16 protein-coding genes are annotated in these 13,907 nt (G+C 69.1%); 6 read left to right on the plus strand and 10 right to left on the minus strand.

Annotated features, from left to right (window positions below; translation table 11 throughout):
• Positions 1 to 6: 6 nt before the first annotated feature.
• Genes BLW81_RS02595 through BLW81_RS02605 form a run of 3 tightly spaced genes read left to right on the plus strand, consistent with a single transcriptional unit; the run spans position 7 to position 2,877 of the window.
• The gene (locus BLW81_RS02595) at positions 7 to 1,158 is read left to right on the plus strand and encodes an agmatinase family protein (protein ID WP_083405847.1); all 1,152 of its coding nucleotides are present in this window, start codon (positions 7 to 9) and stop codon (positions 1,156 to 1,158) included.
• 28 nt (positions 1,159 to 1,186) lie between these two features.
• Entirely contained in the window at positions 1,187 to 2,002 is an 816-nt protein-coding gene (locus BLW81_RS02600; RefSeq protein ID WP_083405848.1) for a carbon-nitrogen hydrolase family protein, read from the plus strand.
• On the plus strand, positions 1,999 to 2,877 hold the full coding sequence (locus tag BLW81_RS02605) for an LmeA family phospholipid-binding protein (RefSeq protein ID WP_083405849.1): 879 nt from the start codon (positions 1,999 to 2,001) through the stop codon (positions 2,875 to 2,877). The genes BLW81_RS02600 and BLW81_RS02605 overlap by 4 nt, the downstream gene beginning before the upstream one ends.
• Before the next feature lie 3 nt (positions 2,878 to 2,880).
• Here BLW81_RS02605 and BLW81_RS02610 read toward each other — a convergent pair whose 3' ends face one another.
• The 9 genes from BLW81_RS02610 to BLW81_RS02650 form a co-directional block, all read right to left on the minus strand.
• On the minus strand, positions 2,881 to 4,344 hold the full coding sequence (locus BLW81_RS02610; protein WP_235632152.1) for a zinc ribbon domain-containing protein: 1,464 nt from the start codon (positions 4,342 to 4,344) through the stop codon (positions 2,881 to 2,883).
• Complete coding sequence (locus BLW81_RS02615; protein WP_083410278.1) at positions 4,341 to 5,927, minus strand: S53 family peptidase; 1,587 nt, start codon at positions 5,925 to 5,927, stop codon at positions 4,341 to 4,343. The genes BLW81_RS02610 and BLW81_RS02615 overlap by 4 nt, the downstream gene beginning before the upstream one ends.
• On the minus strand, positions 5,920 to 6,180 hold the full coding sequence (locus BLW81_RS02620) for a hypothetical protein (RefSeq protein WP_083405850.1): 261 nt from the start codon (positions 6,178 to 6,180) through the stop codon (positions 5,920 to 5,922). Before BLW81_RS02620 ends, BLW81_RS02615 begins: the two co-directional genes overlap by 8 nt.
• A 118-nt stretch (positions 6,181 to 6,298) precedes the next feature.
• On the minus strand, positions 6,299 to 6,973 hold the full coding sequence (gene deoC / locus BLW81_RS02625) for a deoxyribose-phosphate aldolase (RefSeq protein WP_083405851.1): 675 nt from the start codon (positions 6,971 to 6,973) through the stop codon (positions 6,299 to 6,301).
• A complete protein-coding gene (locus BLW81_RS02630; protein WP_083405852.1) occupies positions 6,973 to 7,383 on the minus strand; it encodes a DUF2599 domain-containing protein in 411 nt (136 codons plus the stop codon). The genes deoC and BLW81_RS02630 overlap by 1 nt, the downstream gene beginning before the upstream one ends.
• Positions 7,383 to 7,664 (minus strand): DUF2516 family protein, encoded by a 282-nt coding sequence (locus BLW81_RS02635; RefSeq protein ID WP_083405853.1) that lies wholly within the window; start codon positions 7,662 to 7,664, stop codon positions 7,383 to 7,385. Before BLW81_RS02635 ends, BLW81_RS02630 begins: the two co-directional genes overlap by 1 nt.
• Before the next feature lie 64 nt (positions 7,665 to 7,728).
• Positions 7,729 to 8,361, minus strand: coding sequence for a heparin-binding hemagglutinin (locus BLW81_RS02640; RefSeq protein WP_083405854.1), 633 nt, complete (start codon positions 8,359 to 8,361; stop codon positions 7,729 to 7,731).
• Positions 8,362 to 8,413: 52 nt separating this feature from the next.
• Positions 8,414 to 8,830 carry a helix-turn-helix domain-containing protein gene (locus BLW81_RS02645; RefSeq protein ID WP_083405855.1) on the minus strand — a complete coding sequence of 139 codons (417 nt, stop codon included), beginning with the start codon at positions 8,828 to 8,830 and terminating at the stop codon, positions 8,414 to 8,416.
• Between the two features lie 90 nt (positions 8,831 to 8,920).
• A complete protein-coding gene (locus tag BLW81_RS02650) occupies positions 8,921 to 10,258 on the minus strand; it encodes a DUF445 domain-containing protein (protein WP_157897553.1) in 1,338 nt (445 codons plus the stop codon).
• A 104-nt stretch (positions 10,259 to 10,362) separates the two neighbouring features.
• Here BLW81_RS02650 and BLW81_RS02655 point away from each other — a divergent pair, with 104 nt between their 5' ends.
• The 3 genes from BLW81_RS02655 (at position 10,363) to BLW81_RS02665 (ending at position 12,905) form a co-directional block, all read left to right on the plus strand.
• The gene (locus tag BLW81_RS02655; RefSeq protein ID WP_083405856.1) at positions 10,363 to 11,070 is read left to right on the plus strand and encodes a TetR/AcrR family transcriptional regulator; all 708 of its coding nucleotides are present in this window, start codon (positions 10,363 to 10,365) and stop codon (positions 11,068 to 11,070) included.
• On the plus strand, positions 11,067 to 11,906 hold the full coding sequence (locus BLW81_RS02660; protein ID WP_083405857.1) for a polyphosphate kinase 2 family protein: 840 nt from the start codon (positions 11,067 to 11,069) through the stop codon (positions 11,904 to 11,906). The genes BLW81_RS02655 and BLW81_RS02660 overlap by 4 nt, the downstream gene beginning before the upstream one ends.
• Before the next feature lie 138 nt (positions 11,907 to 12,044).
• Positions 12,045 to 12,905 (plus strand): hypothetical protein, encoded by an 861-nt coding sequence (locus tag BLW81_RS02665; RefSeq protein WP_083405858.1) that lies wholly within the window; start codon positions 12,045 to 12,047, stop codon positions 12,903 to 12,905.
• Positions 12,906 to 12,984: 79 nt separating this feature from the next.
• On the opposite strand, the gene BLW81_RS02670 is transcribed toward BLW81_RS02665, so the two are convergent.
• On the minus strand, positions 12,985 to 13,839 hold the full coding sequence (locus tag BLW81_RS02670) for a 3-hydroxybutyryl-CoA dehydrogenase (RefSeq protein WP_083405859.1): 855 nt from the start codon (positions 13,837 to 13,839) through the stop codon (positions 12,985 to 12,987).
• Positions 13,840 to 13,907: the final 68 nt, after the last annotated feature.

The following is a 13,907-nucleotide window of genomic DNA, read 5'->3' on the forward strand; positions in this document are numbered from 1 at the left end:
GCACCCGTGACCGACGAGAAACCCGACTATCAACTGCCCAACGCCGAGGGCGCCTGGGCCCAGCAGGCCGAGGCGCGGCTGTCCGACCGTCGCGAACGCGAGGAGATCGAACGCAGCCTGACCTACGGGCTCGAGGCCGCACCGACCATCAACGACCGCCGCATCTCGACGTTCGTGCGTGGCGAGCTCCCCCATTTCGCCGGGGAGCGCGGCACTTTCCTCAAGTGTCCGTTCGTCGAGGACGTCAACCAGGTCGACGACGCCGAGGTGGCGATCTTCGGCGTGCCGCTCGATGCCGGCGCGACCTACCGGCCGGGAACCCGGTTCGGGCCGCAGGGAATTCGGCGCTCCACCAACCTGTTCGGCACCTACAACTACGAGTCGGGCGTGGATCTGCGCGAGCAGCTCAACATGGTCGACATCGGTGACGTGTTCACCATCCCCGGCAACCTGGAGAAGTCGTTCGATCAGATCAGCCAGGCGATGGCGCACGTCGCGAGCAAGGGCGTCATGCCGATCGTGCTCGGCGGTGACCATTCGATCGGCTTCCCCACCATCCGCGGGCTGGCCCCGTACATGGACGGCAACGTCGGGATCATCCACTTCGACCGGCACGTCGACACCCAGGAGACCGACCTCGACGAGCGGATGCACACCACCCCGTGGTTCCACGCGACCAACATCAAGAACGCTCCCGCCACCAACCTCGTGCAGATCGGCATCGGCGGCTGGCAGGCGCCGCGCGCCGGGGTGAAGGTCGGTCGGGAGCGCAAGTCGACGGTGATCACGGTCGGCGACGTGGAGCGCGTCGGGGTGGAGAAGATCGCCGAGATGGCGCTGGAGATCGCGTGGAAGGACGCCAAGGCGGTGTACCTGTCCTTCGACATCGACGTGATCGACGCCGGCTTCGTGCCCGGCACCGGCTGGCCCGAGCCGGGCGGTCTGCTGCCCCGCGAGGCGCTCAACCTGGTCAAGATGATCTCCGAGCCGGGCCTGGCGGGTATCGAGGTCGTCGAGTGCTCGCCGCCCTACGACTGGGCCGAGCAGACCGCGCTGATGAGTTCGCGGGTGATCCTCGACAGCCTCGCCGCCCAGGTGCGCTCGGGCAAGCTCGGCAAGAAGGCGGCGGCGCTGCCCCGGCCCGCGTGGGGGCCGTAAACCGTCACCGGGTCGTAGGCTGGGCGGCATGCGGATTGCCATGGCGCAGATCCTGAGCGGAACCGATCCGAGGGCCAACCTCGGGCTGGTCGAGAACTACACCCGCCGCGCCGCCGACGCCGGCGCCCGGATGGTGCTGTTCCCGGAGGCCACGATGTGCCGGTTCGGGGTGCCGCTCGCCCCGGTGGCCGAGCCGGTCGACGGGCCGTGGGCCGACGGGGTGCGCGCGATCGCCGAGCGCGCGGGCGTGGTCGTCGTCGCGGGGATGTTCACGCCGTCGGACGACGGCCGCGTCCTCAACACCCTGATCGCGACCGGCGACGGCGTCGACGCGCACTACGACAAGATCCACCTCTACGACGCGTTCGGGTTCCAGGAGTCCAAGACCGTCGCGCCGGGCCGCGAACCGGTGCTGATCGACGTCGACGGGGTCCGCGTCGGGTTGACGTTGTGCTACGACGTGCGCTTTCCCGAGCTGTACGTCGAGCTGGCCGAGCGCGGGGCCGAGCTGATCACCGTGCACGCCTCGTGGGGCAGCGGGCCCGGCAAGCTCGACCAGTGGACGTTGCTGGCCCGGGCGCGCGCGATCGATACGACGGGCTACGTCGCGGCGGTCGACCAGGGCTGTCCGGCACCCGACATCGCGGCGCTGGGCCCGACCGGTGTGGGTGGCAGCCTCGTCGCGTCCCCGCTGGGTGAGGTGGTGTCCGCGGCGGGCGCCGACCCGCAGTTGGTGGTGGCCGATCTCGATCTGGAGGCCGGGCGCACCGCCCGCGAGACCGTCGCGGTGATGAACAACCGCGCGGACTTCACTCGTCGCCGTAAGGCAGAATCGCGGGCGTGACCGACCCCTGGGCCCGCCCGAACCAGCCACCGCCTCCGCCGGAGGGCCAGCTCCCGCCGCCTCAGGGACCGCCTCCGCAGGGTCCCCCGCCGCAAGGTCCGCCGCCGCAGGGACCGCCCGCCTCGACCGGGTCGCGGCTCAAGAAGGTCTTCAGCGACCCGCTGTCGATCGTGCTGGTGTTCGTGATCGTGGTGGCGCTGGTGCTGGCCGGCCTGCTCGGCGGTGAGCTGTACGCCCGCAGCCGCGCCGACACGGTCGTCGGGCAGGCCGTGTCGTGTGTGGTGCAGGACGAGGCCAGCGCCTCGTTCGGCGTGATGCCGCCGTTCCTGATCCAGCACATGAGCGGCCACTACACCAACATCCGCGTCGAGACCGCGGGCAACCAGATCCGCGACGCCAAGGGCATGAAGGTCAACCTCGAGATCAACGACGTCCGACTCGAGGACACCGCCAACTCGAGCGGATCGGTCGGCTCGCTCGTCGCGAACATCACCTGGTCCTCGGCGGGCATCCAGCAGACCATCGCCGATTCGATCCCGCTCATCGGCGCGTTCGTCAACGGCGTGAGCACCAACCCGTCCGACGGCACGATCGAACTCAAGGGTGCGCTCGGCTCTATCAGGGCCAAGCCCGCCGTCGTCGACAACGGGATCTCGCTGCAGGTGGTCGAGTTGACCGGGCTGGGGTTCACGCTGCCGCGCGAAACCGTCCAGCCGGCGCTGGACGCGTTCCTCGGCCAGCTGACCAAGAATTACCCGATGGGAATCAAGGCGGATTCGGTGAAGGTCACCGATTCCGGTGTGGAGAGCCAGTTCTCGACGACCAACGCCGACATCCCGAAGGGTCAGCAGGACCCGTGCTTCGCGGGGCTGTGACCGTCACACGCTGACGCCGCCCCAGCGAAAACTGTTGACGTACTTGCCCATGTCCATGGCGAGCTGCAGGTTGGCGCCCGACGGGTGGCCGGTGCCGAAGTCCTGGGTGAACTCGCGGTACGGCCCGGCCGCGGCGGCCACCAACGCGTAATCGTCGCGGACCGCGACCATCACGATCAGCCGCAGCCGGGTGAAGCTGCCGTTGGCGTCCTGCGGGTAGTCGTCGGCGACGACGCCGTAGCCGGGCTGATAGCCGACCATCGCGTTGGGGATCTCGTATTCGGTTGTCGCGTCGGGGTAATACGCGTCGATCAGCTCGTCGGCGATCTGCTTCGGGCTGCGGTTCTCGGCCGGCATCCCGAACAACTCCAGCGTGCCGGTGTCGCCGCCGGTGAACTCCACCTCGACACCGTCGGGATGCAGCGTGGCCTCGTAAGCGCTGCCGGGGCCGGGGTACTGCACCGAGAACGCCCCGTCCTCGGCGTAGAAGCGGGGGTTCGATTCGATCGGCTCGCCGATCGGCGGGCGGCCGCAGTCCGGCGGGCACACGATCCTGCCGAGGTCCGGCGTCGTCACCAGCGAGACCGCCGAACCCGCGGCGGCCACCACCGCGACCGCGACGGTGAACGTCGCCAACACCCGCACCGAACTGACCTCTGTCGACACGGGCTCGGGCACCACTGCGCGTTGCGCCACACCGAGCGCCCACAGCGCGACCACCGCGAGCAGCACGTGCACGACCAGGTGCAGGCCGTGCAGCATCGGCAGGAACTCGGTCACTCCCATGACCGCGAACAGCGCCAGTGCGACAAGGACACTCGCGACCGCGGGTCCTCGCTTCCGCGAGGCTACCGTGATACCGACCAGCCCGCCGAGCGCCGCCGCGGTCAGTGGCAGCGCGACACCCTGGATCGCCGCCTGCACCAGGAGCGCTGCAGCGGGGCGCTCGTCGGCGACGACCCCGGTCGTGAACTGGGGCGCCAGCCGCACCAAGGTCGCGGCGGCGGTGAACACCACCGCACCCCAGGCGCCGATCGCGTATCCCTGCACCGGCCGTAACGCACGAAAGACCAGCGCGGGCATCAGCATGAGAAGCGCGCTGCCGAGCGGTATCCCGATGCTGACGAGCAACCGCTCGTCGTCGGTTTCGGTGACACTGAGCCCGACGTCGTGCGACTGCGCGACCAGCGCGCCGCTGAGCAGTCCCCAGCCGGCGCCGAGACCGGCGGCCAGCACCGCACACCAGACCAGGACCCGCGCCGGTGCCGCCGCGACCGCCCGCAGGTACAGCACGAACAACAGCGTCAACCCGAGTGACCCCGCGGAGATCATCGCCGCCTGCCACCGCAGCAGCCCCGAAACCGCCAACAGCGCTACCAGGACCCCGAGGGCGACGACGAACGGCACCCGGGCGCGCCGGGGTAGGTCAGGAAACAGGCTGCCCAGCAACGAGTTCCGCAGTCTCAACGCACGCCCGCCCGTTGCAGGTCGAGCAGGTTCTGCGCCAGGTTGTAGGTGTTCGGGGTGCCCAGGCCGGTCGCGAGGTCGTAACCGGAGTCGGCGAGGTCGACGGCGTTGCCGCCGCGGCGCACGTCACGGAACCCCGGCAGCCTGGACCCGGCCGCGACACGGTACAGCAGCGGGTTGAGGTTGCCCAACTGCCGGCCGCCGTTGGCCACCAGGTACTGGTTCATCAGCACAGTCAGCGCCGCCCAGATCGGCGCCGATTGTGATGTCCCGCCGCCCATCACGTCGCGCTGCCCGAAGACGAACCGCACACCGGTGAACGGATCGGCCACCGCGGACACGTCGGGCGCCAACCGCCTGCCTGCCGTGTCGCGCTCTACCGTCAAGCGCTTCTGCCACGCCGGTCGCTCGAACAGTGTGGACACCCCGCCGCTGGTCCCCTGCGACAGCGGCGAATCCACCCAGGCGTGCTCGGCCAGCCACTGCCCGTTCTTGCCGGTCGACAAGGTGGTGCCGCCCACCGAGGTGATCGCGGGCAGCGAGGCCACCGCGTCGAGCCCAATGTCGTCAGGCCCGGGCGGCGCCGACCACTGGTCTCCGCCTTTGCATTCCAGCCCCGCGGTGTCTCCGCTGGCGTCGAAGGCCGACGTGCCGCGGCGCTGCGCGGCGGCCAGCGCGGCCTCCACCGGCGCCAGATCGGCGGCGGTGACGAACGCCTCGCAACCCCAGCCGATCGACAGACTCCACACCGCGCCGGGATAGTCGCGGTTCACCGACTCGAACAGCCGGCCGAGTTTCTCGTAGGCGCCGTCGCCGTCGACCGTGGGCCGGGCGTTGACGACCACCAGCCGCGCGTCGGGCGCAATGGCATGGGCCACTTGCAGATCCATCGCCGTCTCACCGTGCCGCTCCTCCGGCATGTCGCCGACCACGTCCGGCGTGAAGCGGGGCAGACCCGACGTGTCGGCGAACAGGTCGAGGTCGTCCTGATCGACGCCGTCGAACGCGAAGAACACGATCGTCGCACCCTTGCCGGTGAACCCGGCGTCGGCGAGCGGCGTCGCGTTGTACGCGTCGAGCAGTCCCTGCGGGGTCAGTCCGCCCTTCGGCACGTCGAGCGGAAGAAAGCCCGGCGATTTCGTGCGGTGCGGGGTGTAGCTCATGATCCGGCCCAGCCCGGTGACCGCGCCGCGCAGCTCTGGCGGCGTGACCGGTTGCTCCGGTGAGGCGTAGAAGACGCGGCCCTTGGGCGCGCGGTAGTCGTGCACCGGGACGCCGAACGCGCGGGCGACGTCGGCGGCCGCGCCCTCCACGACCGCCCAGCCGTCACCGGGCCGGGCGCGCACCCACAGCCCGCGCGCGCCGGCCCATGCCGTCAGAGCATCGGCGGCGGACGCGTCGGCCAGGGTCACCGTCAGCTGCACGTCTCCCGCCGCGGACGGACCGAGGTCGGCCGAGTCCGCGAGCAGCGCGGCCACCGGTCCGGTGATCGCGGCCCGGTGCTGTGGGGCGCAGGCGGCGCTGACGACGGAACAGACGAGCAGCGCTACGGCGCCCAGCGCCGTGAGACGACGATCAGTGATGGCCGGGGGTGGCCGTCGCCGGAGGCGGAGCAAGATGCGTCGGCGTGAACGGGTTCGGCTCGTTCGGGTTGATCCGCGGGGCTTTCTCGGTCGGGGTGGCGGCCGGGCCGGTCGTCGTGGTGGTCGTCGTGGTGGTCGACGTCTCGGGGGCCTGCTCCTCTTCGCTGGAGCAGGCGGCGGCGCCCAGCGCCAGAACCGCGGCCACACCGGCCACGACCGGAACACGTCGAAGCAAACCCGTCTTGGTCATCATGATCGGATCCTATCTGTGGTTTCAACGGCGGCGGAAGCCCCGGCCGCGACCTCTCGAAAAGTCGCTCACTACCCTACAGCAAATTTTCACGCTGTAGTCAATTACCGGCGCTGTGCGGTCAGGGCAGAGCGTCGAGGACCGCACGAGTCCCGGACAGGCCGAGCCGGCCGGCGCCCGCGGCCAGCATCGCGGTCGCGTCGGCGGCGGTCCGGATGCCGCCGCTGGCCTTGACCTGCGGCCCGACGGTCGCCATCAGTTCGACGGCCCGCACCGACGCGCCGCCCGCGGGATGGAAGCCGGTCGAGGTCTTGACGAAGTCGGCCCCGGCGTCGGCGGCCGCCCGGCACACGTCCAGCAACGTCTGCTCGGTGCCGAGCAGCAACAGCGCCGCGGATTCGACGATGACCTTCAAGACGGTGTGCTCCCCGACCGCCGAGCGGACCGCGGCCACGTCGGCGCCGACCGCGGCGATGTCGCCCTGCAGCGCGGCCCCGACGTCGATCACCATGTCGATCTCGTCGGCGCCGTCGGCGACCGCGATCCGCGCCTCCTCGGCCTTGATCGCCGACAGGTGCTTGCCCGACGGGAATCCCGCTACGGCGCAGAGCTTTTGGGCTGGCGAACCCGCGTGCTTGGCGGCCGCGACCATCGACGGCGACACGCAGATCGCGTACACCCCGAGCGCGGCGGCCTCCTGCGCGAGCGCCGCCACGTCGGCGGCGGTGGCTTCGGGTTTGAGCAGCGTGTGGTCGACCAGCGCGGCGACCTGGTCGCGGCGATACCCGTCGGGCACTAGAACGGCTCTTCGGTGCCGCCGGGATTACAGCCGGCCTCCAGCATCTCCTGATAGGAGACCTCGGGCCGCCACGGCTCGAGATTCCAGCTGGTCTTGCCGGGATAGCCGAGCTCGGCGTACTCCCAGTGGCACAGGAACTGCGGCTTCATTCCCGGGATGTCGGCGTCCGGCGACTGGGCCAGCACTTCGGCCCACGCCTGCTCGGCCGGCCCGTAGACCGCGGGCCCGGAGGCCGACCGGCCCGCGGCGGTGGGATAGACGCGCAGGCTGGACAGGTCGCCCCACTTGGCCCACTCGACGTGGTCGACGTAGGGCGGGGCGGGGGTCGCGTTGGCGACCGGGGCGGCGCAGAGCGCGGACGTCAGCGCGCCCGCCGCCGCCAACGCGGCGGCCACGGATCGGCGCACTAGCGCGACTTCCCTTGGATCTCAAGCAGTTTCGGACGCACGTCGACCAGATAGACACCGGTGGCGACGGCGGCGATCGCGGTACCGGTGACGCCGAGCACCAACGCGAGCAGCCCGCCGACCCCGATGATCACCAGCCATACCGGCTTGGTCAGCTTGTCGGCGGCCGGGTAGGCGTCCGGCCGCTGCATCGCCGCGTGCACGAACGCGTACACCGTCGCCGCGAGCACGATGATCTGCAAAATGAAGAGGACGTAACCCACGAGGCCTTGGAGCTGCACGCATCAAGACTAGGCGGGTTACGTCCCCTCGGTCGACTTTGGGCCTGCGACCCGCTGCCGGGAACTACTTCTGGGTGACCTTCTTGGCGGCCGCCTTCTTGGCCGGCGCCTTCTTCGCGGGGGCCTTCTTGGCCGGCGCCTTGGCCGGGGCCTTCTTGGCGGCGGTCTTCACCGGCTCGGCGCCCTTGTCGGCCTTCTTGGGCAGCTCGACGCCGACCAGCTTGGCGGCGCGCTCACCGACCGCACGGGTCTGGGCGGCGACGTTGCCCAGCGCCTCCTGGGTCAGCTCGACGGCCTGGTCGGTGTAGCCCTCGACCCGGCCGGCGGCCTCGGTGAAGCCCGGCTGGGTGCGCAGGCGCTCCAGCGCGACCTCGCCGCGCTCGATGAGCTTGTTGTAGGTGGTCTGCGCGGCGTCGGCGTAGGTCTCGGCGAACTTGCGCAGTTCCTCGGCGCTCAGCCGCTCGCGCAGCTCGCCGAACTGCGACGGCAGGTCCTCCTGCAGCCGGTCGATGCGGGCGCGGGTGTCCTCGACGCGGGTACGGGAGTCGGTACGTGCCTCGCCGGCGCGCTCACGCAGGGTGGCGACGATCTCGTTGACCCGCTCGAGGGCCAGGTCGGCGGCGCCCACGGCGGCGAGCAGCGGAGCCTTCAGGTCGTCAACGGTGGGCTGGTTCTTGGCGGGGGTGTTCTTGGCCATGGTTTTCCTTTCTCAGGAGTTCGTTTGCATCGGGTGAAAGAAGTCGAGGTCTCTACTCAGTCGCCGGCTCCTCACCTGTCGGAGCCGCTTCGGCCTCGTTCTGCTGGCAGAACGAGGTGTAGATCTCGAGCAACACCTGCTTCTGCCGCTCGGTGATCGCGGTGTCGTTGACGATCGCGTCGCGGACCTCGCTCGGCTCGCTGGGCTCGAGAATCCCGGCCCGGACGTAGAGCACTTCTGCCGACACCCGCAGCGCCTTGGCGATCTGGTTGAGGACATCGGCAGACGGTTTGCGCAGTCCCCGCTCGATCTGGCTGAGGTAGGGATTGCTTACGCCGGCCTTTTCGGCCAGCTGTCGCACGGACACCTGAGCGGCCTCCCGCTGGGTGCGGATGAACGTCCCGATGTCCTGCGCCGCGGTCTGGGCGGCGTTGGATACGACGACGGCAAGCTTCTCGTCCTGCGACATTCGTAGCCCCCTCGCGCAACGGGTATCCAACAAGCGACACCACTACCGTACGACGGGGTGCTAACTTTTGCAAGCACTAGTTAGCGCAGGTCAGAAGAGTAGCTGGGCTATCGAATAGATGACCAGCCCGGCCAGCGACCCCACCACGGTGCCATTGATCCGGATGAACTGCAGGTCGCGGCCGACGTGGAGTTCGATGCGGCGACTGGCCTCGTCGGCGTCCCAGCGCTCGATGGTCTCGGTGATGATCGCGGTGATCTCCACGCCGTACTCGGCGACCAGATGCTGCGCGGCGCGCACGATCCAGTTGTCCACCTTGTCGCGCAGGTCGACGTCGTCGCGCAGCGACTCCCCGATCCGCATCACCGAGTCGGCGATGCGGGTGCGCAGCGCCGAGGACGGGTCGTCGACGGACTCGAGGATGATCCGCTTGGCCGCCGTCCACGCGGTCTCGGCGGCGCGGGCCACCTCGTCGCGGCCCATGATCTGTTCCTTGACGTTCTCGGCGCGCTGGATCGTGGCCTCGTCGTGCTGCAGATCGTCGGCGAACTCGAACAAAAAGCGGGTCGCCGACCGGCGCAGTTCGTGGTCGGGGTTGCGGCGCACCTTGTCGGTGAAGTCCATCAGTTCGCGGTGGATGCGGTCGCCGACGAGATGGTCCACCCAGCGCGGCGACCAGGTCGGCGAATCGCGCTCGATCACCCGCTCGATGACCGGCCCGGCGTTGAGCGACCACTGGAACGCGCGGTCGGCGAGCAGTTGCAGCAGCGCCTCCTGGCGGCGTTCCTCCAGCAGCGTCGCGAGCACCCGGCCGACGGGCGGGCCCCACTGCGGTTCGGCGATGCGTTTGACGATCATCCGGTCGAACACCTGCTGGACGTCCTCGTCACGCAGCATCTCCACCAATACCCGCAGCACCGTAGCGGTTTCGGCCGCGACGCGTTCGGCGTGCGCCCGCTCGGACAGCCACTTGCCCATCCGGCCGGCCACCTCGGCGTCGCGCAGTTTTGTCGACACCACTTCCGGTGACAGGAAGTTCTCCCGCACGAAGGTGCCCAGCCCCTCGCCCAGCTGATCCTTCTTGCGCTTGATGATCGCGGTGTGCGGGATCGGGATGCCCAGCGGATGCTTGAACAGCGCGGTGACGGCAAACCAGTCGGCCAGCGCGCCGACCATGCCGGCCTCGGCGGCGGCGCGCACGTAGCCGACCCAGCCGGGCGCTCCGGCCGACTGCGCCCAGGTGCACACCAGGAAGATCACGGTGGCGCCGACGAGGAAGCTCAGCGCGACGACCTTCATGCGCCGCAGGCTGCGCCGACGCTCGGCATCGGCGGCCGAGTCGGCGCCGGCTAGGGACTCGGCGAAGCTCGGACGCGGGCCGGGCAGAGCCGTCTGCGCGGGTCCGCCGGGGCTCGGTCTGTGTGCCACTCCTCCATCATCCGCTACGGCGCGAGCGGCCCCCGGTCCGACAACCCGCGCGGTCAAGATCAGCCGTACTATCGAGGGGAACTAGGGAACGGATCACGGGGATAGTGGCACAGCAGACCCAGGCAGTTGCAGTCAAGACCGATGGCCGCAAACGGCGATGGCACCAGCACAAAGTCGAACGCCGCAACGAGCTGGTAGACGGCACGCTGGAAGCCATCCGGCGGCGCGGCAGCAACGTCAGCATGGATGAGATCGCCGCCGAGATCGGCGTCTCGAAGACAGTGCTGTACCGCTACTTCGTCGACAAGAACGACCTGACGACCGCGGTGATGATGCGGTTCGCGCAGACCACGCTGATCCCCAACATGGCCGCGGCGCTGTCGTCGAACCTCGACGGGTTCGAGCTGACCCGCGAGATCATCCGCGTCTACGTCGAGACGGTGGCCGCCGAGCCCGAGCCCTACCAGTTCGTGATGGCCAACAACTCGGCGAGCAAGAGCCGCGCGATCGCGACGTCGGAGCAGATCATCGCGCGCATGCTGGCGGTGATGCTGCGGCGACGGATGGTGGCTGCGGGCATGGACACCGGCGGCGTGGAGCCGTGGGCCTACCACACCGTCGGCGGGGTGCAGCTGGCCACGCACTCGTGGATGTCGAACCCGCGGATGACCGCCGAGGAGCTGATCGACTACCTGACGATGCTGTCGTGGAACGCGCTGTGCGGCATCGTCGAGGTCGGCGGCTCGCTGGAGAAGTTCCGCAGGCAGCCGCATCCGTCGCCGATGTTGCCGCCACGGCCGGACACCGCGTGACGTCGACGATCGCCGAGGCGCTGCGGTTCCGACCCGGCGCGACGGTGGCCGGGCTCGACACTTCGGCGACACCGGGATTCGACGGGGCAAAGGCCGACGCGGCGCCGGTGCAGGCGGCGCGCAGTGAGCGGCTCGCGGAGCTGCAGGAGATGCTGTACGCCAGCTCGAAGGGCGCCGACGACCACCGCTCGGTGCTGCTCGTGCTGCAGGGCATGGACGCCGCGGGCAAGGGCGGCATCGTCAAACATGTTGTCGGCGCCGTTAATCCGATGGGCGTGCGGTACACCGCGTTCGGCAAGCCGACTCCCGAGGAGCTCGAACACGACTTCTTGTGGCGGATCCGGCGGGCGCTGCCGCCGCCGGGGCACATCGGCGTCTTCGACCGGTCGCACTACGAGGACGTGCTGATCGTGCGGGTGCGCAACCTGGTGCCGCCGGAGGTGTGGGGTGCGCGCTACGACGAGATCAACGCGTTCGAACGCGAACTCGTCGACAGCGGAACGACTTTGGTGAAGGTCGCGATGTTCATCTCGCTCGAGGAGCAGAAGGAGCAGCTGCTCGAGCGGCTCGACGACCCGACGAAATACTGGAAGTACAACCCCGGCGACGTCGACGAACGCCTGCTGTGGCCGCAGTACCAGGAGGCCTATCAGGCGGTGCTCGATCGCACGTCGACCGATTACGCGCCGTGGCACGTCGTACCCGCGGACCGCCGCTGGTACAGCCGGCTGGCGATCACCGAACTGCTGATCGACGCGCTCGAGGGCCTCGATTTGTCGTACCCGGCAGCCGATTTCGACGTCGCCACGGAGCGCCGGCGCCTGCTGGACTCCTAACTTCTTGGGCGCCGAGCGCACGCTTGTTAGCGCTCCCACTCGCAGCTTGTGTACATAAGCGTGCTCTCGGCGAAGGGTTATCCACAGGAAAAGCAATTGCCGCTGCTGCCTCACCATCAGGCACCCGACGATTGATGCATGCGAACTCGCCTGATCGTCGCTTCTGAAGAACTTGCGACCGGCCACCTGACCCGCCGCGACCTGATGCGGAGCTACGCCCGGATCCATCGCAACGTCTACTGCCGAGCCGGCGAGGTACTCACTGCCGCCGATCGCGCGCACGCGGCGTGGCTCTGGTCAGGACGCACCGCAACGCTGTCCGGTCATTCCGCGGCCGCCATGCTGGGCGCCAGATATGTCCCGGCCGACGCCCCGGTCGAGCTCGCCCGGACCCGTCGGCCCGGAGCGCCCGGAATCCAGATTCACAGCGGAAAGATCGCAGACGACGAGTTGTGCGAGGTCGACAGCATCAGTTGTACGACCGTTGCCCGCACCGCATACGACCTGGGCAGAAGACTGCGCCTCGAATCCGGGGTGATCCGTATCGACGATCTGTTGCACTCGACGAAAGGCGATCTCGCCGAGGTCTATTCGATCGCGGCGCGATATCCGGGCGCTCGCGGGATCCGACAGCTCCGCGAGACCCTGAGCTACGTCGACGCGGGCGCCGAATCCCCGCAGGAGACCCGCCTCCGACTCCTGCTCGTCCAGTCAGGTCTCGATCGTCCCGGCACGCAGATTCCCGTCACCGACGATTGGGGACGGGTGGTACGGCGCATCGACATGGGGTGGCTCGAATGGAAGGTCGGCGTCGAGTACGACGGCGAACAACACTGGACCGATCCGGACATCCATGCCGGCGACATCGAACGGCTCGAGTTCCTCGCCGCGAGAGGATGGTTGATCGTCCGCGTCAGCGCCCGCCAGTTGCGCTATCAACGACCCGAGATAGTACGACGCGTCCGCCAGGCGCTGGCCAGTCGCGGTTACCCTGCCTGATCGACTCGCGAGCGCACGGTTGTTCGCGCCCGTACTCGGCGTTCACGTTCACAACCGTGCGCTCGGCGCAAGAAAGGGGTCAGTACGTGTAGAAGCCCTGGCCGGACTTCTTGCCCAGCTGGCCGGCCTCGACCATGCGCAGCAGCAGCGGCGGCGGCGCGTAGTGCGCGTCCTTGAGCTCCTCGAACATCGAGTCGGCGATCAGCTTCATGGTGTCCAGCCCGATCAGGTCCGAAAGCCGCAGCGGCCCCATCGGATGCGACAGCCCGGCCACGATCGCGGTGTCGACGTCCTCGACCGTCGCGACACCGGCCTCGACCATCCTGATCGCCGACAGCAGGTACGGCACCAGCAGCGCGTTGACCACGAAACCCGAACGGTCAGAACACCGCACCACCTGCTTGCCCAGCACCTCGCTCGCGAACTGCTCGGTCCGCGCGAGCGCACCCTCCGACGTCACCAACGTGTTGACCAGCTCGACGAGCGGCAGCACCGGCACCGGGTTGAAGAAGTGCAACCCCAGCACACGGCTCGGATTCTTCGTCGCCGCAGCGATTTTCATGATCGGGATGCTCGACGTGTTCGACGCCAGCACCGCATCGGGATCGGTGATGATCTCGTCGAGCTGGGCGAAGATCTTGCCCTTGACGGTCTCGTCCTCGACGACGGCCTCGATCACCAGCTGCCGGTCGGCGAGGTCGGCGAGCGACGTGGTGTACGACAGCCGCGCCAGGGTCGCGTCGCGGTCGGCCTCGGACAGCTTGCCCTTGCTCGCCGCCCGCTCCAGCGATCCGGTGATCCGCTTGCGTCCGGCGTCGAGAAGTTCCTCGGAAGGCTCGTAGACGACGACGTTCGCGCCGGCCTTCGCGGAGACCTCGATGATCCCCGAGCCCATCTGCCCGGCGCCCACGACGCCCACTCGTTGAATGCTCACGGGTTCTTCCTAGCAGACGCCGAGCGCACGGTTGTTGACGCGTCTACTCGACGTTTGCGTACAACAAC

The organism is Mycolicibacterium rutilum (assembly GCF_900108565.1).
Classification (GTDB): Bacteria; Actinomycetota; Actinomycetes; order Mycobacteriales; family Mycobacteriaceae; genus Mycobacterium; species Mycobacterium rutilum.